Source organism: Sporosarcina luteola (genome assembly GCF_023715585.1).
Taxonomy (GTDB): domain Bacteria; phylum Bacillota; class Bacilli; order Bacillales_A; family Planococcaceae; genus Sporosarcina; species Sporosarcina luteola_D.
The window spans coordinates 105,648-129,008 of the sequence record NZ_JAMBOK010000002.1; the positions used below are offsets into that span (position 1 = coordinate 105,648).

The window sequence follows — 23,361 nt, forward strand, 5'->3', positions numbered from 1 at the left end:
AATGTTAACGACTGAACAGCTACAGAAAATTGAAAGCTTGCAAAATGAATGCGAGACAACTGACGGGATCCTATTGAAATTAAACTGGGATATGCTTCGTCAACGTGAAGATCAGGTGATGGATTTTTTTCATTACGAGGATGACGAGTTAGTTGCATATTTGGCTCTGTATGGTTTTGGATCAACTGTAGAAGTTTGTGGGATGGTGAAGCCTGCTGAACGAAGGAAGAAACACTTTTTGAATCTATGGCAACAAGCATTGCAAGTCATCAAGGAAAAGGGATATAAAAAAATCCTCTTAAATGCGCCTTCCACTTCTGAAACGGCAAAGAAATGGCTTGAGAATCAGCCATGTACCTATGATTTTTCTGAATACCAAATGGTCTGGAAACAGCAGCCTATGGAAGAAGGCAGGGGTATCCAGTTAAGGCAATCTACCGAGGAGGATGTCCCGTTTGAAATCCAATTGGATATGGCAGGCTTCGGCATGTCGCAGGAAGACGCTACTCTTCATAAGCAAGAAGTGAAAAAGAATCCGAATGATGCACATTACATTATTGAAGTGGAAGGCAAGAGCGTGGGCAAAATCCGTGTAAGCCGGAATGATGGCGAGTCTTCTATTTATGGTTTTGTCATTCATCCCGACTTTCAAGGGAAAGGATACGGCCGCCAAACCTTGCAAGCTGTTGTCCGTATGGAACAGCTGTCCGGCAACCCGATCAGACTTGAAGTGGAAGCGAAAAATCGCAATGCCCTCCGTCTTTATGAGTCAACCGGATTCCAGACTGTCCAAGGACAGGATTATTATCTTTGGGATGAATAAATTAAACCGCTTCAGTCAGAGGAGACTGAAGCGGTTTTTTACGCATTTAAGAAAACACGGCATGAATCTAACTATCAATCATTTCCCGAGAGTTATGGTCATTTCGGGACTTTGGACTCAACAGAACTCAACCTCGACTCTTTACATTTTTCCATTTATATGTCATAATTAAATAGTTAATTAACCTAACTAACTATTATTCACAAAGGGGGGCGAAACCCATCGAATTGTTACAACAAAACTTTTTCGGGCTTTATTACAAACTTTATCGCCCGTTGCTTAATCAAGTCAATGCAAAGCTGACCCAATACGGGTTGTTTAGTTCCCAATGGCAGCTCATGAAGCTGCTTATGCAGGAAGGCGCGATGACGCCTGCGGAAATTGCGCAGCGGCAGCAAGTAGAGAAGCCGAGCATCACGAAGATCCTCCAGCGTCTAGGAGAAATGGGGTATGTGGAATCGACGCCGGGACAAGATAAGAGGGAAAAATGGATTCGGCTGACAAGTTCAGGGGAAGCGGTTTGCCGCGATGTCATGGAGCAACTCGCATCCCTTTACGAAGACCTTCTACAAGGTTCATCGAAAGAAGAAGTGGAAATAGCCATAAGCGTATTGGCGCGCGCCCACCAAAATCTAACATCATGAAAGAGTGAAAATATGGAAGAACAAAAATTATGGACAAAGGATTTCATTACGATCTCAATTATCAATTTCATCCTCATGCTTGCAATGTATTTGTTATTAGTCACCATTGCACCGTTCGCAGTTGAGCAATACGGGGCTTCGCCGAGCATGGCGGGGCTAGTTTCGGGTATATTCATTATCGGAACGCTCTTTGCACGGATCTTTTCAGGAGGCTTAATTGGAAAAGTCGGCGGCAAGAAGATGCTGTTTATCGGCCTTCTCGTGTCCACGATCGCGACCGCCTTTTATTTCGGATCAGCGAATATGCCATTGCTTCTTGCAAACCGGCTATTTCACGGAATCGGGTTAGGCATTGCGTCCACCGCAACCGGCACAATGATTGCACAAGCGATTCCAACTTCGAGAAGAGGAGAAGGGATTGGATATTTCAGCATGAGCACCGTTATGGCAACAGCAATCGGGCCGTTTTTCGGCATCTTCATTAGCCAACACTATCCATTCCATATGCTGTTCGTCCTCTGCCTCGCTTTAAGCATTGTGACATTGATCATGTTCTTCTTCGTCAATGAAACGGTGAAGCCATCTTCATTGAACAAGCCGGAAGTAGCGAGACAACGATTTGGCCTATCCAATTTCATTGAAAGAAAAGCATTGCCGATCTCCATCATTACGCTATTCGTAGCGCTCGCCTATTCAGGAGTACTGTCATTCATCTCGTTTTACGCGAAGGAAATTAACCTCGTTCAAGTTGCAAGCTTCTTTTTCCTCGTCTATGCCATCGTCGTGCTACTTTCCCGCCCATTCTCAGGAAAGCTATTGGACGTAAAAGGAGCGAAGTATGTCGTCATCCCTTCGCTTCTACTTTTTGCGCTCGGCATGATCATATTGAGCCAGACGCATAGCGGTATTATGCTTCTTGCGGCGGGTGCCGTCTTTGGGCTTGGCTACGGGAATTTCCAATCATGTGCCCAAGCGATTGCATTGAAAGGGATTTCCGTTGAACGGCTTGGTATCGCTACTTCTACGTTCTATATCTTCCTTGACTCCGGACTCGGATTTGGGCCGTATTTTTTAGGCGTAGTCGTTCCAAGTCTCGGCTATCGGGGCATGTATGAAGCACTGACAATCGTTATACTGCTATCACTAGTGGCGTTCGTTTACTTGTTCCGTACGAGAAGTAAAGACACGATATCCGATATAAATGAAAAGATGTAAGATAAGCAGCACGAGTAGCTGTACTATTGATATCAAAGTAATAAATAGTACATCCGCAAATAATATGATTTCGCCAGGCGGAAGCTCTTTAGAGGGGTCTATACTCATAAAAAAGGAAACCACACTGGATACTAGGAAAGCTAAATAGGCAGCGAGTGAATGCTTGAAAGACGCTATCCTAAATTTGCTGACTCCGAGAAGAATATTGGTTAATCCAATCACTAAAGGGAATATCACAAATTGGAACCATGCCAAATCAATTGTTCCATCCGGCATTGACCAATAGAAAACCTGAGCTGAACAAGCAGTAATGATGTTTATTATCGCTACGGTGAGGAAGCTTTATTCATTTTACACCCCTATCTTAGTACTATATGAATATCATAATAAAAAGAAGGCGACTACTGGGTCAGTAGTCGTCCATTTGCGTGTCTCTAAGTTATCTCACCACAACTTCACTCATCAACGCGTGCATATTATCTTCCGTATCCTTGAAAAACACCATCCACGTTTCCGTTTGCCCCATCTTCGCGACTACATGAGGTTCATCGATAAAAACAATGCCTTTCTCCTTGTATTCCTCATAGGCCTGTTGAATATCTTCCACGTGAAAATAAAGGATGGAGCTTGAATGGGCAAACTCCTCTTTTTCAGGAAGGCTTATGAAAAGGCGTACGCCGTCGCAATCGAAAAACGCCATTGTGTCCGTTGTGAATAAAAGCTGCAAGCCTAATTGCTCCTTGTAAAATGCTGTTGCCCGTTCGATGTTTTTTGCCGGTACCCCAATTTGTCCGATTTTTGTGATTGTCCCCATGTAACATTTCTCCCTTTTGGCTTTTTCTTTTATCATACCTAACGAGTTATCAAAAAGTATACAATTTTCTATCTGTCGAGGGGTAATGGCGTAGAGAGAATAACTGCTGAATGTGATTAAAGGATCGTGGTTTTCCGCTTGTCATAAGGCAAGTAAGACAGCTACAATGAGGCGATGAAGAAAGGGAGTGAGTTCGTTGAATGAAAAGGAGTACGACAACCTTCTTCGGATAAAAACAGGCGGAACGCTCGAGCTGTTGAGCCAGTCCGCCCATTATAACCGTTATGAAGCGACGCCTTACGAAGTGTTGGATGAACTGTTCAAATCGTACGAGCTGCAGCAGTCGGACGGATTTGTCGATTTTGGGTGCGGCAAAGCGCGCGTGTCATTTTACGTCCATCATCACTTCGGGGCATCGGTGACCGGTATTGAGATGAATGGCCAGCTCTACGAGGACGCGATTGAAAACTTGGTCAGGTATCGCCGTAAAGCAAAATTCCGTGGTGGAGCGATCCGTTTTGAACGGTGCTACGCGGAAACGTATGAAATTGATCCATTGGAGAATAAATTCTACTTCTTTAACCCGTTTTCCATTCAAATATTCATGACGGTCATCGGCAACATTTTACTGTCTGTAGAACGGAATGCACGCCCGGTCGATGTCATCCTCTATTACCCGACAGCGGAGTATGTGCAATATATGGACAATCAGACGCCATTTGAGCTATGGAAAGAAGTAAAAGTCGACCGGCTATATGATAAAAATGAAAATGAGCGATTTTTGATCTATCGATTGGGTGAGTAAGAAAGATATCGATCATTTCCGGTGAGTTATCGGTCAAATTTACAAGTTTATCGGTCAGTTCGAGGAAATTATCGGTCACTTTCTGAAAGTTATCGGTCAAATTCACAAAGTTATCGTCATTTCGTGTCTTTTTACCCACAAGATTCTAATGGCGAAGAGAGTTTTTATTGGTCAAAAGCATTCGGCGCGCAAAGCTTGGCCATTCGCAATGAAAATGACCGCGGAAGAGAACAAGTAATAGGCCTTTCCCGTCGCGCCTAGTGCCCTTATCAAATCAATCACAACAAATGCATCGCTGCCTCCGCTTCATGCCACGGAACGGGGTAGCCTTTGCCTTTCGCACAGAAAATCGACGTGGATGTGTATTCCGGGTCGGCGTCTTTGTTGTAGCCGATTCCCTCGATCACTTCCTCCGGATTATGGCATTCGTCATAGCCGCCGAATTGCAAAGTGAGTGCGCCTTTTCCGTTCGTGTACGATGCGAATGTTGTGCTGTAATTCATGAACGTAGCAACCGGAACTCGACCAGTCACAACGGTGTTTTCGCCGATTGTTTCAGGCGGCGCGAAACTACCGGATGCTTGCTGGATATCGGACAGAACACGGCCGATATGATCCATTCCGACTTTTATTTTGAAATCATAAACAGGTTCCAGCAGGACGTTTTCCGCTTTCTCCAACCCTTGCCGCAATGCGCGGAATGTCGCTTCCCTGAAATCTCCGCCGGATGTATGTTCATTATGCCCCCTGCCTGTCAGTAAGGTGATCTTTACGTCGGTCAATGATGATCCTGTCAATAAACCATGATGCGCCCGCTCGAAAATATGGGTCCTCACTAAGTTTTGATTGCCGACAGACAGATCATTCGCGTGGCATTCATTGTCGAATGAAATGCCGCTGTTGCGTGCTGCAGGCTCAATCCTCAAATGAACTTCCGCATAATGCTTCAGCGGCTCGAAATGACCGTAACCGTTAATGGTGGAGCGGATTGTCTCCTTATACAAGATTTTCGGATCTCCGAACGACACGTCGAATTGGAACCGGTCCTTTACGATCTGCTTCAACACCTCTAGCTGGATGACGCCCATCACATGGACGTGAACTTCTTGGACATGCTCATCCCAGACAACGCGCAACGAAGGATCTTCTGCGTCCAGCATTTTGAAGCACCGCAGCACTTCCTTCACATGGATAGAGGAGTCGAAGATGACTTTTGATTTCAACGTGGGGATCAAGTCAAATACTGCCTTCTCAATGAGGGTACCGATTGGATCGCCTGCACCTGCCTCCGACAACCCCATAACCGCAACAATTTCCCCCGCATGAGCAGCTTCCAATGTTTCAAACTTTTTTCCGTTATATCGCCGAATCTGCGTGATTTTCTCATGTTTGCCTACAACCTGCACTTCGTCCCTAACATGCAAATTGCCTTGCAGAACTTTCAAGAACGTTACCCGGTTGCCGTTTTCATCGTGTCGCACTTTATAGACGCGCGCGGAAAAATCTCCTGCATCCGTATATTCTGTTACGGTGAGCTGGTCGAACTTCTGAAGAAATTCGAGGACGCCGATGTCTTTTAAAGCGGAGCCATGCCCATATGCAAAGATTTCACGATTAGTAATCATCCGTTTCATTGCGTCGAGCCACACAGCTTCGTCATAACCGGTGTCCATATAGCGCTCGAGCAGATCCTCGTCGCGTTCCGCAATGAATTCAATAAGGCTTTCCATCATAACTCCATTTTCCATTTCCGATAAATCAACGATGTCCTCTGCTAAACTGCTGCGTATTTCATCTACGATCCCCTGTAGATCTACGCTTTCGCGATCGGTTTTATTCAAAAAGAAGAAGGTTGGGACTTGATGCTTTTTCAGCAATTGCCAAACCGTTTCGGTATGACCTTCCACTCCGTCCGCCGCGCTGATGATAACGATGGCGGCATCCATCACTTGGATGGCTCTTTCCATTTCGGGTGAAAAGTCGACGTGACCAGGCGTATCGATGAGCGTGTAATGCGAACCGTTGTATGTGAAGGCACCTTGGTCTGCAAAGACGGTAATACCGCGGTTTTTCTCGATTTCATGGCTGTCGAGGAATGTGTCTTGATGGTCGACGCGGCCCCGTTGGCGAATGCTGTGCGTATGAAAAAGCAGCTGTTCGGAAAAAGTCGTTTTACCAGCATCTACATGTGCGACGACTCCAATGGTTTTATGCATGTGTGCACCTCGATTTCATTTCTGGATTATATAACTCTTATTTTAGACATAAACGGGGAAGAAAAGGAAGATTGACTCGGAGTGAGGCGGTGTAGTAGTTTGCTTCCTTAGAGGTCTAAAGCTTTATAGTGAGCAAAACTAACCCATACTCGCGCATAACCCCCCCGACGCGACTTTCCCTACAATATGAAAAACGCACCCCGAACCGGAGTGCGCAAAATGTAACTTAGTGGAACAGCAATTGCTCGATTTCCTTGCGAGGAAGCGGTTTTGAATAAAGATAGCCCTGCACTTCATTGCAGCCGAGGTCCTTCAGGAATTGTTCCTGTTCTTCCGTTTCAACGCCTTCTGCGATGACATTCAATCCTAAGTTCTTCGCAAGGTCGATGATCGCTTTTACGATGGCGGTGTTGCTGTTGCTCAGTTCCCTGATGAAAGCCTGGTCAATTTTCAGATGCGATAGCGGGAATTTGCTCAAATAGAGGAGAGATGAGTACCCTGTCCCGAAATCATCGACGCTGACAGTGATGCCGGCGTCCTGCAACTGTTGCAAGACAGTTTCGCAGCGCTTGACGTCTGACATCATGCTTTCCGTGATTTCTAAATTCAAATACGATGGATGCAGTTCTGTTTCGATCAGGATCCTGAGTACATCTTCCACGAAGGAAGGCTGATTGAATTGCCTCATCGATACATTGACGCTCATCCGTAACGGAGGGAGTCCTTGTTCCTGCCATGCTTTTGCCTGCATACATGCTGTTTTTAATACCCATTCGCCGAGCGGGAGGATGAACCCGTTCTCCTCCGCAATCGGAATGAATTTCAGTGGCGGGATAAACCCCCGGACCGGATGATTCCATCTGGCTAGCGCCTCCATCCCTTTTATCTGCCCGGTTTTTAAATCGTATTGGGGCTGATAATGAAGAAGGAATTGCCCTTTTTCCAATGCCTGCCGAAGCTCCATTTCGAAGAATGTCTTCTCCATCAATTCTTCGTGGAACTCTTCGGTGAAAAATCGGAACGTTCTCCTGCCTGCCTCCTTTGCCACATACATGGCGGTGTCCGCACTGCGGATCAGTGTACTATAGTCCTCGCCATCATTTGGATACAATGCAATTCCAATGCTTGGGGCAACGAAGATCTCTTGTTTCTCAAAATAGTAGGGCTGTGAAATGTCTTCAACGATCTGGTCGGCAAGGGCTGTCAGTTTATCTATATCACCGGAATCCATGAGGACGACAAATTCATCCCCGCTCAGTCTGGCAACTGCATTTTCACTGTGAACACAATCGCGCAGTCTTTCCCCGACAGCAATGAGCAATTGATCGCCGACATGGTGGCCTAACGTGTCATTGACATTTTTGAATCGATCCAAGTCGAGGAACAGGACGGCAAACCGCTCACCCTCACTAGCTCCGGCGATTTTCTTTTTCACTCGTTCTTGAAGGTTCCTCCGGTTTGGCAAGCTGGTCAGGGAATCGAAATAGGCCATGTGCTCAATGACTTTTTCTGCTTCAATCCGCTCTGTAATGTCAATCGCCGTGCCGACAACTTCGGCGATTTCTCCATCTTTTGCTATCGGCGAGAGGTAAACGAGGAAGTATAAGCCATCGTAATGCAACTCGAATTGAACTATCTCCCCAGCCATCCCTGCCAATAAATGATTCTTGAATGTGATGAGTTCCTCTTCGGTGAATAAATAGGCGAGTTCTTGAGTGTTTAACTTGTCCACCGAAATACCGATCCGTTCTTTAATTTGTCCCTCGAAAAGGGTGAATTCAATTTCTCCGTCTTCAGTAGCCTTGTATTTGAAAATAGCATTTTGCAAGTTTTTCACGGTCGTACGGAAATCATTCTGTAAGGCGATTTCCAATGATTCTTCTGCCTGCTTCCGTGCTGTAATATCATGGCGGATTACAATATATTGTTCCGGTTTCCCTTCATCATCAAGAAATGGAACGATTGTCGTGCTGACCCAATAATATGAGCCGTCCTTCGCCCGGTTGCAAATATCCCCTTGCCAGATTTCCCCGCTTTGAATGGTGTTCCACATTTCCTTGAAGAAGCTCTTTGGATGAACTTTTGAATTTACGACCCGGTGTGTTTTTCCGATCAATTCATTGCTCGAATACTGGGACAAGGCGCAGAACTTCTCATTGACATAAGTGATGATGCCTTTCGCGTCGGTGATTGCGACGACCGACGAGTGGTCGAGCGCATTTTCGATATTACGCAGATTTTGCAGCGTTTCTTTATATTTTTCCTTCGTTAACTCTCGCGCTGTAATATCACTATCTATAGAAAGAAATTGGATGATCTCCCCGTCCTCATTCAAGACCGGTATTATGTTGGCGTTCACCCAATAAGGGGAGCCATCTTTTGCAACTGCCATAATATTTTTCTGCCAAGCTTCGTCACGTGAGAAATGTTGCTCCATTTCCTCCACAAAACGCTCCGGTGTATAATTAGGATTGACAACACCATAACTTTTCCCGATCAACTCCTCTTTGGAATAACCGGACAGTGCACAGAAGTTGTCATTCACATAGGTTATCCGTCCTCTTTTATCAGCAACTGATACACAGAATTTCTTATCCAACAGAGACACGAGAGAGTTATAACTTAATTCCGAAAACAACATTTCCATTTCCTTTCTATACAAAAACAACGCGTTATCGCGAAGAAATACTTCTGTGTAATCCACCGGTTGAGGGAACGAGAGTACAAGTAATCTATAGTATGAAAAAATCAATCTATTAGTAACTATCTTTATATTAATTATACCATTCGTAAGAACGTCGTTCCACATATTAGTAGTTCTTTAGTCTATTTACTAACAATAAAGTATTTTTCTATTTAATTAATTCAATAAAATTAATTGACATTCAATTCCTGCCGTCGTACGTTTAGAACAAAAGATGAAACAGTTACTAGTTTATACGTTCATAGAAATAGGGGGTCATCAAATGGGAGTAGGAAAGCTGAAGTGGAATAGTCCTGAACAACTGGAAAACTTATTGTGCGAATTGGTCAGTTGGGAAAGTCGCACAGGAACAGCGGGGGAAGTCGAGTTTTCAACGAGACTGGTAAAGAAGCTACTGGAATTGCAGTATTTTCAAGAACACAGCTCCCATCTTCATTTCCATGATGCAGGCAAAGGGAGAAATGCGGTGACCGCCCTTTATAACAGTGGGGCGACGAATAAAACGATTGTGTTGATCAGCCATTTTGACACTGTTCATACAAAGGAGTTTGGCGCGGGGCTAGAAGAGTTAGCTTTCCAACCTAGGCAACTGACGGAGGAATTGAAAAACCGGATGGCCGACTTGCCGGAGGATGCGCAAGAGGATTTGGATTCGGGTGAATACTTGTTTGGCCGCGGAACGATGGATATGAAAATGGGGCTTGTATTGCATCTTCATTTATTGGAAAGGGCAAGTGTCGAACAGTGGCCGATCAATCTCCTTTTACTGACAGTGCCTGACGAAGAGGTGAATTCTTCCGGAATGAGGGCAGCTGTGAAGGGACTCGTGGAATTGAAGGAAGCCTATCAAATGGAATACGAGCTGTTCCTGAACAGTGAGCCGTCCTTTTCACAAAAGCCGCAGGACCCGAATTATTATATCTACTCTGGAACGATCGGCAAAATTATGCCATCCGCGCTGTTTTACGGAAGGGAGACGCATGCCGGAGAGCCTTTGAACGGCATGACGAGCCACTATATGGCTTCTTATCTGACGAGGGCGATGGAGTTCAATTCCGATTTCATGGAAGAAGAGTATGGCGAAAGGACCCCGCTGCCGGTGTGTCTGCAGCAGGTGGATTTAAAGGAAGATTATTCGACTCAAACTTCCCATCATAGTGCGGCTTTGTACAATGTCTTTTTAATGCGGCAAAATGCCGACGAGATTATGAAGATATTCAAGCATACTGCTGAACGGGCGATGGCGGAATGCGCAATGGAGTATAGAGCGGTTTGTGAACGTGAAGGCGTCCAGCCGATCGGGCACATCAACGTACTGGAGTACAAGGAATTGCTTACGTATGCCAAGGGGAAAATCGGCGGCACGGAAGTTAAAATGATTCTTGAAGAGATCCAGTCGGACGAGTCGTTGGATGAACGGCAAATGTCGATGCTTATCAGCGACCGACTACTATTGCACTGTCAGGACTTGGCTCCAGCTGTCGTCCTGTTTTATGCCCCTCCGTATTATCCGGCAGTCAATTCATCCGATGACGAGCTCGTTCAAGAAAAGATTGCCCTTGTGCAAAAGATTCTACTTGAAGAGTTTCATGTGGAAGCAAAGCAAGTGCATTATTTCAATGGAATCTCTGATCTCAGCTATGTGAATTATGACACGGCAGATTCCGGCTGGCAGTCTTATATTGAAAACACACCCGTGTGGGGAGATACCTATAGCATCCCTTTCAAGGAAATGCAGCAGCTTCAGGCGCCTGTGCTGAATATCGGGCCGTATGGGAAAGATGCGCATAAGCTGACCGAGCGATTGCATAAAAAGAGTGCGTTCCACTATACCCCCCACGTGTTAGGGGAGGTCATTGAAAGCATGTTTTCTCTCATAGAGGCATGATTCCCCGGATGCCAATCCTTTTCATCGAGGGTTGGCCTTTTTACTTGTTGAAGAAAAAAGTCTTCCATTACTACTGTTTACCGATCATTAATTGTACAATATTCATAGGGAATAGTTTTGAAGATTATGAAAGGGGTGGGAAGATGGGAAAAGGGAAGTACTCAAGGACGGAGAAAAGTTGGATGTTTTATGACTGGGCGAACTCGGCCTATTCGATTATTATTACAACTGCGGTATTCCCGATCTTTTACAAGTCGGTGGCGACAGAAGCAGGTGTTGGACTGACGCAGTCTACAGCGTATCTGGGGTATACGGTGGCGATTGCGACATTCATTTTAGCAATGATTGGACCGATATTAGGGACGATTGCGGACTATGAGGGATTGAAGAAGAAGTTTTTCTTCGCCTTCTTCCTCATCGGTTCACTGTCTACAATCTCATTGGCGTTTGTTCCGGAGGGAACCTGGTTACCGTTATTGATCATTTATACGATCACCGCAATCGGATTCCACGGGGCGAATATTTTTTACGACGCCTTTCTGGTCGATGTAACGCCAGAAGAAAAGATGGATGAAGTCTCTTCACGCGGTTTCGGATTGGGGTATATTGGCAGTACGATTCCGTTCATTATCAGCATTGCCATCATCCTGTTGGCGAAACAGGGAGCTATACCACTTTCGACGACAGTCGCGACGAAGCTTGCATTTGTCATTACGGGAATTTGGTGGTTCACCTTCACGATTCCGATGCTGAAGAATGTTGTGCAGATCCATGCAATTGAACGGGAACCAAGGATTTTGGCTAGCAGCTTCCGCAGGCTTGGTGAGACGTTTAAGGAGATAAAAAAATACAGGACCGTCTTCATCTTCCTGCTAGCTTATTTCTTTTATATTGATGGGGTTGGTACAATCATTTCAATGTCGACGGCATATGGCACAGATTTGGGCATTGAGCCGACCGACCTACTGATTGTTCTGTTCGTCACCCAAGTCGTCGCAGCGCCGTTTGCAATTCTTTACGGTAGGCTTGCCCAGCGGTTTTCGGTGAAAACAATGTTGTATGTCGGGATATTTGTTTATATCATCGTCTGCATCTATGCGTTCTTCTTATCAACTACATTGGATTTTTGGATTTTGGCAATGCTCGTTGCGACATCGCAAGGCGGAATTCAAGCGTTGAGCCGCTCTTATTTCGCGCAACTGGTGCCAAAAGAGAAGTCCAACGAGTTTTTCGGCTTCTATAATATCTTCGGGAAATTCGCATCCGTCATGGGACCACTATTGCTTGGGGTGACTGCTACATTGACAGGCAACTCTGCATACGGTGTGTTCAGCCTTGTTATCCTCTTTATTATTGGAGGAATTCTATTGCGGATGGTGCCGAAGCCAGTAAGTGAGCTTGCATAAAAGAAGGCTGTTTCCGATGTCGGTTGCGACGTGGAAACAGCCTTTTATTTATCATCTAATCTTTACGTTACTTAGGTGGAATTCTGTGCATTTGCAAGATCCGGAATCCGTGTTTTTCAAGTCTCTCACGTAATTTCACCAATTCTTCATCGGATTTTCCGTTTTCGAGCGTAATGACAACCCTTCTAGCGAGTGCTGAGCCGTTATCGAGTGTCAGCATGCCTTCGATGTTCTCGTCCTTTAGCGTCGTCGTTAACTTTTTGATCATGCCTCGCGCTTCAGTCGATGCAAGTGTTATATTAATGCCGCCTGTCTTCAATCCGAATGCGTCTTCCAGAACGCTTTCAATTTTATTATGTGTCAAAATGCCAAGAAGTTTGCCATCCCTGACGACGCTGATGAAAGGCAATGCTTTGATTTCAAGCAAGGCGCTCAAAAAAGAAGCGTTCTCGTATAAGTAGATGTCTTGGTGTCTCAATAAGGAGTCGATAGGATTCTCGGGATTTCCCTTATCCTCATACAGATAGGAAAGCAGATCGACTTTGTAAATCATCCCTTTATAGGTGTCATCGATGTCGACGACCGGAATGCACCTGTATCCTGTCTCATTGATTTTTGCAAGTGTTTCAGATACGCTTTGATTTGACTTTACTGTAGCGACTGCGAGTCTTTCTACTATTAAGTCCCGAATATGCATAAAAGCTCCCCCTCGTTTCTTATAGTTTCTGTTAAGTCCAAATTTTTAGTTTAGATTGCTTTTCATTATAAATGAAAATTGGAATATTGTACATGAAAACTTATACGTGTACGAATTGATTATGAAAGGAGTTTGAGGTGCGTTGTTAAACGTGGAATCTCTCCTCGACGTTGTCGGCGAGTTGTTTGCTGATGAAATCTCCATCGTCGTATCGAATACAAAAGAATATATTTACTACAGGCCGAGCAAGCGGATCGACTTGAAAATCAGACCGGGCGACCCTGTACGGGAAGGAACAATCGCCTATAAGGCACTGACGGAAGGGCAGAAGGTTTCCGAATTCATCAACCGTGATGTCTTTGGAGTTCCTTATCACGGAATGGCCGTCCCGTTCCATGATGATGGCGTTTTGGACGGTTGCGTCGTTGCTATCTACCCTGCATATACGGAAGGGAAGTCGGTTGTTACAGTAAAAACGGATGACGGCTGGGTGCCGGTCCCATTTCCCGAAGTGAAGTATATTGAAGTGCGGGATCGGAGAACGGTCGTCGTCGCGGATCATATTACGGGAACCCATCGGCACTCATTGCAAAACTTTGAATTTGTGCTGCCGCATGAATTGTTCGTCCGTTGCCATCGTTCGTTCATCGTCAACGTAACACAAATTAAAGCGATTTATCCGGATACCCACTCGACATTCACCCTCTCTATGAACGACGGTGCCCAAATCCCAGTAAGTCAATCGTATTCCAGTTATTTTCGTAAACTGTTAGGATTTTAAGGTGATTAATCAAAAATATGCTGTTTCAGCCACTGAATAAGCTTGTCTGTTTTCAAATCCGGTAGTTTATTCACAAATCCCCTTTTCAGCACGCAAGCGAGGTATAATTCAATTATCTAAAAGTTATGAAAAGGGGCGATTTAAATGGGTAACCATATGGATCGTATCAGACTTGAAAAATTGAAAGACTTGGTCGTGTCACCTGAAGTGGCCGCTTCTTGGATTAAAGATGGAATGACATTAGGGTTGAGCGGATTCACACGTGCAGGTGACGCGAAAGCGGTACCAATGGCGTTAGTAAAACGCGCTGAAACCGAAAAGTTCAAAGTGAATGTGTTCACGGGGGCATCCCTCGGCTCCGATATCGATAAATTATTCGCGGAAGCGGGCATCGTGAAAAAGAGGCTGCCGTTCCAAGCGGAAAAGGCGATGCGCAACGGCATTAACAACGGGGAACTGCTTTTTGTCGACCATCATCTATCCCATACGGCAGAGTGGATCCGCACAAATGTGACCGAACCGATCGACTTCGCAATATTGGAAGCGATTTCAGTGACGGAGGATGGAATGATCATTCCGTCTACTTCCGTAGGCAACTCGTTATCATTTGCGCAGCATGCAAAGGAAATTATTATTGAAATAAATACAGCACATTCGACAGCATGGGAAGGCATCCATGATTTGTATGACCCGGGCAAACAGGGCGAACGGAACCCGATTCCATTGACGGCAGCGAGCGACCGGATTGGTACGGTCGGCATTCCAATTGACGTGGATCGAGTGAAGGGTATTGTGTTCACTCACCAACAGGACTCTCCGTCAACCATCACTCAGCCTGACCGCGACACGGAAGTTATGGCAGAGCATCTGCTATCCTTCCTTCGTTCGGAAGTGGAAGCGGGAAGATTGACGAACCGGCTAGCCCCTCTCCAATCAGGAATCGGCTCTCAAGCGAATGCGGTTCTGCATGGTTTGCTTGACTCGGAATTCGAGGATCTTGAAGTGTATTCCGAAGTGCTGCAGGACGCGGTATTCGATTTGATTGACGCGGGCAAAATCCGCACCGCTTCGTGTGCGTCAATTACGCTGTCGCAGGAGAAGATGGAAAAGGTCTTCAACAATCTGGATAACTACCGGGACAAACTGATCATGCGTCCACAGGAAATTTCAAATCATCCCGAAATTATCCGCCGACTCGGTTTGATTTCCATCAACACTGCGCTTGAACTCGATATTTACGGCAACGTCAATTCGACCCATGTGACGGGGACGAAGATGATGAACGGCATTGGCGGCTCCGGTGATTTCGCCAGGAATGCAAGGCTTGCCATCTTTGTCACGAAATCGATTGCTAAAAACGGAGACATTTCAAGCATCGTGCCGTTCGTTTCGCATGTGGATCATACGGAGCATGACGTCGATGTCATCGTGACGGAGCACGGGTATGCGGATCTGCGCGGACTTGCGCCGAGAGAACGTGTCGAGCTGATCATCGGCAATTGTGCGCACCCGATGTACCGTACGCAACTATGGGAGTACTTCTACGAAGCTCTTGATAGAGGCGGCCACACGCCGCATGTGCTTGAAAAAGCATTCTCCTGGCATGTGAATCTCATGCAGCATGGTACGTGCGCCCACTTACTGAGAAACGCGTCTAACGTCAACCAACCCATCGAACTTTGCTATATACCCGCCAATGAAAAAAAGCAGCCAATGGGGCTGCTTTTTTTCGTTCTCTACATCAATTTCGAAATGAACATTGTTGCGATCCCGAAGTAGATCAATAAGGATAAAATGTCATTGATCGTCGTAATGAGCGGGCCGGATGCTACCGCAGGATCGACTTTGAATTTACTCAAGATCAACGGAATAATGGTTCCTGCCAACGTCCCGATGATCAGCGTCGCGACGAGGGAAGAGCCGACGACTAGACCAAGTGTGAAGCTGTCTTGCCAAATATACGCAATGACGGAGATGACAGCACCACAGACAATTCCGAGCATGATGCCGACGAGCAATTCTCGGAATACCAGGCTAAGTGTCTTTTTCATCGTCAATTCCTCGGTGACAAGCCCACGGACGACGACAGCCAACGATTGGGTTCCTGTGTTTCCGGTCATTCCCGCAATCATCGGCATGAAAAACGCCAATGCCACGACAGCTTCGAGTGTTGCCTCGAATTTCGCAATAATGCTACCTGATACGAGCCCTATGAATAAAAGCAAAATAAGCCAAGGGAGCCGTTTATATGTTGCGACAAGGGGTTTTGTATAAAAGTCGATCTCTTTACCGGAAGCAAGCAACATATCAATATCCTGATTCGCTTCCCTAACGACTATATCGAGTACATCGTCAGCAGTAATGATGCCGACTAAAATATTGTTATCATTCACAACGGGAACGGACAAGAAATCATGCCGTCCGATCATCCTGGCGACTTCACTCTCTTTCGTATTTTCATGCACCTTGACGATGTCCGTCGTCATTACATCTGTTATCGCATCACCAGGTTCGTTCAAGAGCAAGTCACGATAGGAAGCGACGCCGACCAATTCTTTTTCATCATTGATGACATAAACGTAATTCAAATAATCCGCGAAATCCCGGAAGTATTTCAACTTATTGATTGTTTTTTCAACCGTATAGGATTCATGGACCCACACGTACTGGCTGATCATCGCGCGACCGGCTGACTTTTTCGGATACTTCATCTTTTTACGGATGTCCTTCTTTTCTTCGTCCCGCATTTCGGCAATGAGTGCATTGACCTCTTTATCAGGTAAATCGGACAGTAGATGGGCAAGGTCGTCGCTCTTCAATAGTTCCAGTAATTCCGTGGAGCGGACGGCTCCGATCTTCTTCAATACGCGAAGCTGTTCGCTGCGAGTCAAATATCTAAGCAACGTCACGAGCTGATCTAAAGAGAGCCACTCTAAAAATAGAATTCTTCTCTTACGGGGTAGTCCCCGGTAATGTCTCGATACTTCATATGAGCTTAATTCACTTACGATCTTTTGAAATGTATCCTTTTGCCCTTCCTTCAAAACGTGGACAATCGCGCGCGAAACATCTTCTTTTTCACCGTTTAATGCCATGACCCCTTCACCTCTCTTTTTATGTATAGGAAAGCCTTGCTAACTTGTTCAATTCCCTGTTTCTATTGTGAATAAACGGAATGGAGTCGCTGAACTATACTCTAGTAAAAATCAGAAAGTAATGTTTAGCACGAAAATGATAGGGAAAGAGAGTTAGTAAGCAAGAAATAGACGGCATCTTGTCGGGAAAAAGGGAGTTAGTAAAATGGGAAAATGGAAAACGCTATTATTTTTACTTATTGCTGCAACATTCGTGCTAGCGGCTTGCGGTGGTGACAAGACCGAAGCGAATGGCGACGGGTATCGCCTTGTTGAGAAAGGCAAATTGACATATGCGGCAAGTGGTCTCTATAAACCGTTCAATTTCGAGGAAAATGGCGAATTGACGGGGTTCGATATGGAAATTGGAGCGGCGATTGCGGAGAGGATGGGCCTGGAGCCGAATCCGGTGACGAACCCATTCGAAACGATCCTTCAAGGACTAGTCGCGAATAAATACGATGCCATCATCGGTTCGATGGCTTATACGAAAAAACGCGCCGAGCAAGCAGCCTTCACAGAACCGTACTATTATTCAGGCGGAATGATCTGGGTCGCGGAGGACAATAACGATATCAAGTCCCCTGAAGACCTGAAAGGCAAGAAGATCGGCGTCATTGCACAATCAACATATGAAGAGCCGGCAAAGGAATTATCGGACAATCTTCAATACTATAGCAGCGATGTCGTCGCACTGAAAGATTTGACGGTCGAAAATCGATTGGATGCCGTCATTACATCGGACATCGTCGGTTTCGAAGCAAAGGATAACGGCTTTGCCATTAAAGAAGTCGGCAACCCGTTATGGGTCGAACAGCCTTCGGTTGCGGTGAAAAAGGATAATGAAGAGCTCCGTGACGCGATTGACAAAGCCCTGAAAGAAATTATCGATGACGGAACGTATGAGGAAATTTCGCAAAAATGGTTCGGCCGGAATCTATTGGATATCGATTTGGAAGATGCTGAACTACTAGAATAAAACAGATTTGTAACGGAAAGAGGGAGTGACCAGTGCCTGATATATTGATAACGTTATCTGAAGTGTTCATGCGCACGTACGAAGGCTTCCTGAAAGCGGCACTTGTCACATTGAAAATAACTGCCATTGCCATTGTGTTGGGAACCGTGTTCGGGATTGTCTTTGCGTTAATGAAAATATCGAGATCGAAAATCTTACAAACGATTGCAAACTTATATATTACGTTAATCCGCGGGACGCCGCTCATCGTACAGATCATGTTTTTATACTATGGGATTACGTCGATCGTCGTCCTGTCGAATTTCTGGGCAGGGGCGATTGCACTCGGTGTCCATAACGGGGCCTATATTGCGGAAGTGTTCCGGGGGGCGATCCAAGGGGTTGACCGCGGGCAGCGGGAGGCGAGCCTTGCACTCGGCATGAATCGCAGTCAAGCGATGCGCCGTATCATCTTTCCACAAGCATTGCGCCGTGCTATTCCGCCGCTCGGCAACCAGTTCATCATTACATTGAAGGATTCGTCACTCGTCTATGTTATTGGAGTGACGGAACTGTTCGGCCTCGCAAATCGGGAGGCGGCGTCATCCTTCTTGCCGTTCGAGACATTCCTTGTCGTAGGCATGTATTACCTTGTTCTCGTCCTGATCTTCACAGGGCTCTTGAAGCTGTATGAGAATAAATTGAACGTGGACAAATCGTAGGCTGGAGGAAATCACATGATTAAAACAACAAATCTCCATAAATCATTCGGTGATCTCGAAGTGTTGAAAGGGATCGATATCGACATTAATCCGGGTGAGGTCGTCGTACTTGTCGGAGTGAGTGGCTCCGGGAAAAGCACATTGCTGCGCTGCCTGAACTTCCTTGAAAAGGCGCAAGAGGGAGACATTTTGATCGACGGGCGGAAAATCGACCGGAAGAAGGACGACTTATCGAATGTCCGTGCAGAAGTGGGCATGGTGTTCCAGCACTTCAACCTGTTTCCGCATAAGACGGTGCTTGAAAACATTATGGAAGCTCCGTTGATCGTGAAGAAGGCGGATAAGGAGAAGGCGAAGCAACTGGCGCTTGCCCTGTTGGATAAAGTCGGGCTGTCCGATAAAGCGGATGTCTATCCGAATAAATTATCGGGCGGGCAGAAACAGCGTGTAGCCATCGCACGGGCGCTCGCAATGGAGCCGAAAGCGTTGTTATTCGATGAACCGACATCCGCACTCGATCCGGAGCTCGTCGGGGAAGTCCTTCAAGTGATGAAGGAGCTTGCCGATGAAGGGATGACGATGGTCGTCGTGACACACGAAATGAAATTCGCCAAAGAGGTGGCGGACCGCATCATCATGCTCGATGAAGGGCGTATCATTGAAGATGCCGACCCGGATACATTTTTCAACCGCTCCACAAACGAACGGACACGGCAATTTTTGGAGATGGTGGATTTATAGGACTGAACATATAGCGAGACAAAAAGCATCGGGAGTAGCTCTCCCAATGCTTTTTTGTCTTGTTTGTCAGAGGGACTCAGGTTGCAAAAGGAAGGGATGAAGCGCATACTATTTTAATGTAATTACTTGATAGGGAGTCATAGAAAATGAATACGATAGCAACACTAAACAAAATGTCACCTTCCTATGATCCGTGGGAAGCTTACTTAGACGTGCAGGAGCATGGCAAATTAACGTTATCGAGCATAGAGTTTACGACTACATATTTGTGCAATATGCGATGCGAGCATTGTGCGGTCGGCTATATGCTGCAGCATAAAGATCCGGATGCCCTTCCAATCGATTTACTCCTTTCCCGACTCGATGAAATTCCGCATTTACGGACGATCAGCATAACAGGCGGCGAGCCGATGTTCTCAAAGAAGTCGATTGAGCAATACGTTTTGCCTTTACTGAGATATGCACATGAAAATGGCATTCGGACGCAAATGAATTCAAATTTGACGATGCCACTTGATCGTTATATGGGAATTGCACCTTATTTGGATGTTTTACATATATCCCATAACTGGGGGACAGTTGATGATTTCATTGACGGTGGTTTCGCGAATATGGAAAGAAAGCCTCCAAGGGAACGCCGTGCCGAGCAGTTCCAGCGGATGATTGACAACAGCCGCGCATTGGCGGAAGCGGGTGTGATGGTATCTGCAGAGACGATGTTGAATAAGCGGACGTTGCCGCATCTTGGCCATATCCATCGCCAAATTGTTGAGGAGATGAAGTGTGCAAGGCATGAAGTGCACCCAATGTATCCGAGTGACTTCGCTTCACAGCTAGAAGTACTGTCGCTCGACGAAACGCGAGAAGCGATCCATCAATTATTGGATATGCGGAATGAAGATGTGTGGATGCTGTTCGGTACATTGCCGTTCTATCCTTGCAGCCAAGACGAAGAAGATTTGAGGCTGCTGCAACGCATTTACAGCAGCAAAAACGTCTCAGTACGCAACGATCCGGACGGACGCTCCCGTTTGAACGTCAACATTTTCACAGGCGACGTCATCGTAACCGATTTCGGCGATACGCCTCCAATGGGCAATATCCAGGACGATTCTCTGCCAGAAATGCTCGACAGATGGCTGGAACGTCCGCTTGCAAAAACGGTTGGCTGCCACTGTCCTGCTGTGAAATGCCTAGGGCCGAATCTCTTGGTGAAAGATGCTTATTATCCCGAGGAAGATTTCACTCTGAAACGGGCGAATATTGTAGGGGAATGAAGTCCGCGGAAGATTGCATGTAATGAAACCCTAATTCGCGCGCCAAGTGCCTTTGACAAATAAAGAGCTTTTTCTGCAGGTATAAAGTCACAAGATGACGATAACTTTGTGAAACTGACCGATAACTCGCTTGAAGTGACTGTTAAGCCCCGGCAACTGACCGATAACTTACAGTAAATGATTGATAACTCCCGGCAACTGGCCGATATCCATCCGGGGAAAACAATAGACGATAAAGAAAGGACTTCCGGATTGTAGGAAGTCCTTTTCTTATGTCATGTCATAACTATTTCATAATTACAACAACGTATTGCTTTCCTGTATACTCATAATGGAAGAGATTTCTTTAAACCGATATAGGGGGCGGCCCTCATGTTCATAGGATCCATTTTCCTAAATGTAATCTTGCCCATTTTAATCCTTGTAGTCCTCGGCGCAGGTTTGCAACGGAAATTCGCATTCAATTTAAAAGCAGTTTCGAATCTGATTACATATTGTCTCATGCCGGCGGCCGTTTTCATTAATTTATATGAAACAGAAATTGATGTCCAGGTTCTCTTGGAAATCATCGGTTACCTAGTCGCCTTCAGTTTAGCGATCATCATTGTCACAACTATATTGAGTAAATTATTGAAGTTAGACAGAGGGGAAGCCGCGATATTCAAAAACAGCATTTCGTTAATTAACTCGGGGAATTATGGAATACCGGTCAGTCAGCTGCTATTCCACGCGAATCCCCTCGGCATCTCCATTCAAATTATCGTGATGGTCTTTCAAAACGTTTTAACCTATACATATGGATTGTATAATTTGATATCCGCAACAAAGTCCGGATTGGAAATCCTGAGATCACTATTAAAAATGCCAGTCATCCACGCGATGCTCCTCGGCGGCTTGTTGAATTGGCTGCAAATCCCGATTCCGAACTTCGTCTGGGCGCCGATCAGTCATCTGGCGGATGCATTTTTGGCGATTGCCCTTATTTTATTGGGAGCGCAGCTTGCGCAAATTGAATTGAAGACGATTTTGAATCGGACGATTGTTACGAGCAGTATTGGAAGACTTCTCATCGGTCCAAGCGTTGCATTGCTTCTCATTTTCCTTTTCGGGCTGGATGGCGTAGTTGCGCAATCATTGTTCATCGCGAGTTCTTTTCCGACGTCAAGAAACAGTTCGTCACTTGCGTTGGAATACGACGTATACCCGGACCTGGCAGCGCAAACGGTTCTGTTTTCAACGATAGTAAGCGCTATTACAGTAACATTTGTCGTGTATTTATCTGGAATTTTGTTTGTGTAGGCGAAGGGGAATAGGAGGAATCCATCGAATCATAAACTAAAGAGTTATGATGCCTTTAGGAAAAAGGGGAGAAAGCCGATGGAAATCCATGTGGAGAATCAACAGGTTGTCGTTAAAAGTGATGTTTTATTAAAAGGAACACTGACCTTGCCTTCAAGTAAAGAAGGTTTGCTTCCAGCGATTCTGATACTTGCGGGATCAGGTAAACTGAATCGGGATGCGAACGCGGAAAAAGGGAAGTTCCAGTTCAATATATATAAGGAACTGGCTGAGCACCTTTCGACCATTGGGTTTGCAACGCTTCGGTATGATAAACGGGGCGTTGGAGAAAGTGAAGGGAACTTTGAAAAGACAGGGCTTTGGGACGCGGTAACGGATGCGGCGAACGCCCTTGAATTTTTGGCTTCCCATCCTGACATCGATCCGGATCGGCTAATTGTGGTTGGCCATAGTGAGGGATGCATTGTCGGGACTGCACTGTACGCGAAAAGACCGTTTAATGGATTGGTTTTATTGTCCGGCGGTGGCGGTGGCTTGCGTGAAAGTCTGGATCTCCAAAGGCAGCATTTATATTCCGAGTTGAAACATGCTAAAGGTTTGCAAGGGTTTATCATTCGGAAATTCAATACGCTAGAGAAGGGTGAAAAACAGGCACAAGCGACGTACCGGAAACTGACGACGTCAAATAAGGATATAGTCAGGATTGCCGGTTTAATAAAGATGCCCGCGAAATATTTCCGCGAGCATTTTGACTATGACATTGTCGAAGGTCTGAAGCATGTCGCATGTCCTGTGCTGGCGATTAATGGATCAAAGGATTTCCAATCAAGCGTTGAATTCGCGAAAAGGATTCCTGAAAACGTAAAAGGCCCGTCGAAATGCGTCGTTATCGAAAATATGGATCACGGGTTGAAAGAACAACTTACGCCACTCTCCCCTTCCACGTATAAGAAGGATTACATCAAGACGATCGGTAAACCGATCCATGCAGATGCAATCAAGCATCTTGATGCTTGGCTGAGTGAGTGGAAGGAAGTGTCTGTCCAAGTGGTTGGGGAAAATTGAAGTAGAAATTTTTGCTAGGTAAAAGGTCACGAAATGACGATAAACTTGTGAAAGTGACCGATAACTCTGCTGAAGTGATCGATAACTCCTTACAGGTGACCGATAACTTTGTGAACTTGACCGATAACTCCCTAGAAATGATCGATAAATCGAAAAGACTCCCCATATAAGC

19 protein-coding genes and 1 pseudogene are annotated in these 23,361 nt (G+C 45.7%); 15 read left to right on the forward strand and 5 right to left on the reverse strand.

All coding sequences use genetic code 11. From position 1 onward, the window contains the following. Position 1 precedes the first annotated feature (1 nt). The 3 genes from M3193_RS10830 (at position 2) to M3193_RS10840 (ending at position 2,682) form a co-directional block, all read left to right on the forward strand. Positions 2-823 carry a GNAT family N-acetyltransferase gene (locus tag M3193_RS10830; protein WP_251627519.1) on the forward strand — a complete coding sequence of 274 codons (822 nt, stop codon included), beginning with the start codon at positions 2-4 and terminating at the stop codon, positions 821-823. Between the two features lie 227 nt (positions 824-1,050). Next, the gene (locus tag M3193_RS10835; RefSeq protein ID WP_251627521.1) at positions 1,051-1,467 is read left to right on the forward strand and encodes a MarR family winged helix-turn-helix transcriptional regulator; all 417 of its coding nucleotides are present in this window, start codon (positions 1,051-1,053) and stop codon (positions 1,465-1,467) included. Between the two features lie 12 nt (positions 1,468-1,479). Beyond that, positions 1,480-2,682 (forward strand): MFS transporter, encoded by a 1,203-nt coding sequence (locus M3193_RS10840; RefSeq protein ID WP_251627523.1) that lies wholly within the window; start codon positions 1,480-1,482, stop codon positions 2,680-2,682. A 439-nt stretch (positions 2,683-3,121) separates the two neighbouring features. Here the strand turns inward: M3193_RS10840 and M3193_RS10845 are convergent, their stop codons facing one another. Next, positions 3,122-3,496 (reverse strand): VOC family protein, encoded by a 375-nt coding sequence (locus M3193_RS10845; protein WP_251627524.1) that lies wholly within the window; start codon positions 3,494-3,496, stop codon positions 3,122-3,124. A gap of 196 nt (positions 3,497-3,692) precedes the next feature. Here M3193_RS10845 and M3193_RS10850 point away from each other — a divergent pair, with 196 nt between their 5' ends. After that, complete coding sequence (locus M3193_RS10850; RefSeq protein WP_251627526.1) at positions 3,693-4,301, forward strand: class I SAM-dependent methyltransferase; 609 nt, start codon at positions 3,693-3,695, stop codon at positions 4,299-4,301. A gap of 278 nt (positions 4,302-4,579) precedes the next feature. Here the strand turns inward: M3193_RS10850 and M3193_RS10855 are convergent, their stop codons facing one another. Further along, positions 4,580-6,517 (reverse strand): GTP-binding protein, encoded by a 1,938-nt coding sequence (locus tag M3193_RS10855; RefSeq protein ID WP_251627528.1) that lies wholly within the window; start codon positions 6,515-6,517, stop codon positions 4,580-4,582. A 226-nt stretch (positions 6,518-6,743) separates the two neighbouring features. Then, a complete protein-coding gene (locus tag M3193_RS10860; RefSeq protein WP_435372043.1) occupies positions 6,744-9,155 on the reverse strand; it encodes a sensor domain-containing protein in 2,412 nt (803 codons plus the stop codon). Between the two features lie 328 nt (positions 9,156-9,483). Between M3193_RS10860 and M3193_RS10865 the strand changes: the two genes are divergently transcribed. Beyond that, complete coding sequence (locus tag M3193_RS10865) at positions 9,484-11,109, forward strand: M20/M25/M40 family metallo-hydrolase (protein WP_251627533.1); 1,626 nt, start codon at positions 9,484-9,486, stop codon at positions 11,107-11,109. Between the two features lie 143 nt (positions 11,110-11,252). Continuing rightward, positions 11,253-12,515, forward strand: coding sequence for an MFS transporter (locus tag M3193_RS10870; RefSeq protein WP_251627535.1), 1,263 nt, complete (start codon positions 11,253-11,255; stop codon positions 12,513-12,515). A gap of 67 nt (positions 12,516-12,582) precedes the next feature. On the opposite strand, the gene M3193_RS10875 is transcribed toward M3193_RS10870, so the two are convergent. After that, positions 12,583-13,212, reverse strand: coding sequence for a CBS domain-containing protein (locus tag M3193_RS10875; RefSeq protein ID WP_251627537.1), 630 nt, complete (start codon positions 13,210-13,212; stop codon positions 12,583-12,585). A 142-nt stretch (positions 13,213-13,354) separates the two neighbouring features. Here M3193_RS10875 and M3193_RS10880 point away from each other — a divergent pair, with 142 nt between their 5' ends. Both M3193_RS10880 and M3193_RS10885 read left to right on the forward strand, forming a co-directional pair. Continuing rightward, on the forward strand, positions 13,355-13,993 hold the full coding sequence (locus tag M3193_RS10880; RefSeq protein ID WP_251627539.1) for a LytTR family DNA-binding domain-containing protein: 639 nt from the start codon (positions 13,355-13,357) through the stop codon (positions 13,991-13,993). Positions 13,994-14,137: 144 nt separating this feature from the next. After that, positions 14,138-15,622 (forward strand): annotated as a pseudogene (locus tag M3193_RS10885) (acetyl-CoA hydrolase/transferase family protein); the annotation flags it as partial. Positions 15,623-15,729: 107 nt separating this feature from the next. On the opposite strand, the gene mgtE reads toward M3193_RS10885, so the two are convergent. After that, positions 15,730-17,088: a magnesium transporter gene (gene mgtE / locus M3193_RS10890; protein ID WP_251627540.1), complete on the reverse strand. Its 1,359-nt coding sequence runs from the start codon at positions 17,086-17,088 to the stop codon at positions 15,730-15,732. A gap of 205 nt (positions 17,089-17,293) precedes the next feature. Between mgtE and M3193_RS10895 the strand changes: the two genes are divergently transcribed. The 7 genes from M3193_RS10895 to M3193_RS10925 all read left to right on the forward strand — a co-directional run bounded on the left by M3193_RS10895 (position 17,294) and on the right by M3193_RS10925 (position 23,359). Next, positions 17,294-18,106 (forward strand): transporter substrate-binding domain-containing protein, encoded by an 813-nt coding sequence (locus tag M3193_RS10895; protein ID WP_251627542.1) that lies wholly within the window; start codon positions 17,294-17,296, stop codon positions 18,104-18,106. Between the two features lie 68 nt (positions 18,107-18,174). Continuing rightward, the gene (locus M3193_RS10900; RefSeq protein WP_285847209.1) at positions 18,175-18,807 is read left to right on the forward strand and encodes an amino acid ABC transporter permease; all 633 of its coding nucleotides are present in this window, start codon (positions 18,175-18,177) and stop codon (positions 18,805-18,807) included. Between the two features lie 15 nt (positions 18,808-18,822). Continuing rightward, a complete protein-coding gene (locus tag M3193_RS10905) occupies positions 18,823-19,548 on the forward strand; it encodes an amino acid ABC transporter ATP-binding protein (protein ID WP_251627546.1) in 726 nt (241 codons plus the stop codon). Positions 19,549-19,694: 146 nt separating this feature from the next. After that, a complete protein-coding gene (yfkAB, locus tag M3193_RS10910) occupies positions 19,695-20,825 on the forward strand; it encodes a radical SAM/CxCxxxxC motif protein YfkAB (RefSeq protein ID WP_251627548.1) in 1,131 nt (376 codons plus the stop codon). Between the two features lie 372 nt (positions 20,826-21,197). Next, entirely contained in the window at positions 21,198-22,124 is a 927-nt protein-coding gene (locus tag M3193_RS10915) for an AEC family transporter (protein WP_251627550.1), read from the forward strand. 78 nt (positions 22,125-22,202) lie between these two features. Then, a complete protein-coding gene (locus M3193_RS10920) occupies positions 22,203-23,189 on the forward strand; it encodes an alpha/beta hydrolase (RefSeq protein ID WP_251627559.1) in 987 nt (328 codons plus the stop codon). A gap of 11 nt (positions 23,190-23,200) precedes the next feature. Next, positions 23,201-23,359, forward strand: a complete 159-nt coding sequence (locus M3193_RS10925; protein WP_251627561.1) for a hypothetical protein — start codon at positions 23,201-23,203, stop codon at positions 23,357-23,359. Positions 23,360-23,361 lie beyond the last annotated feature (2 nt).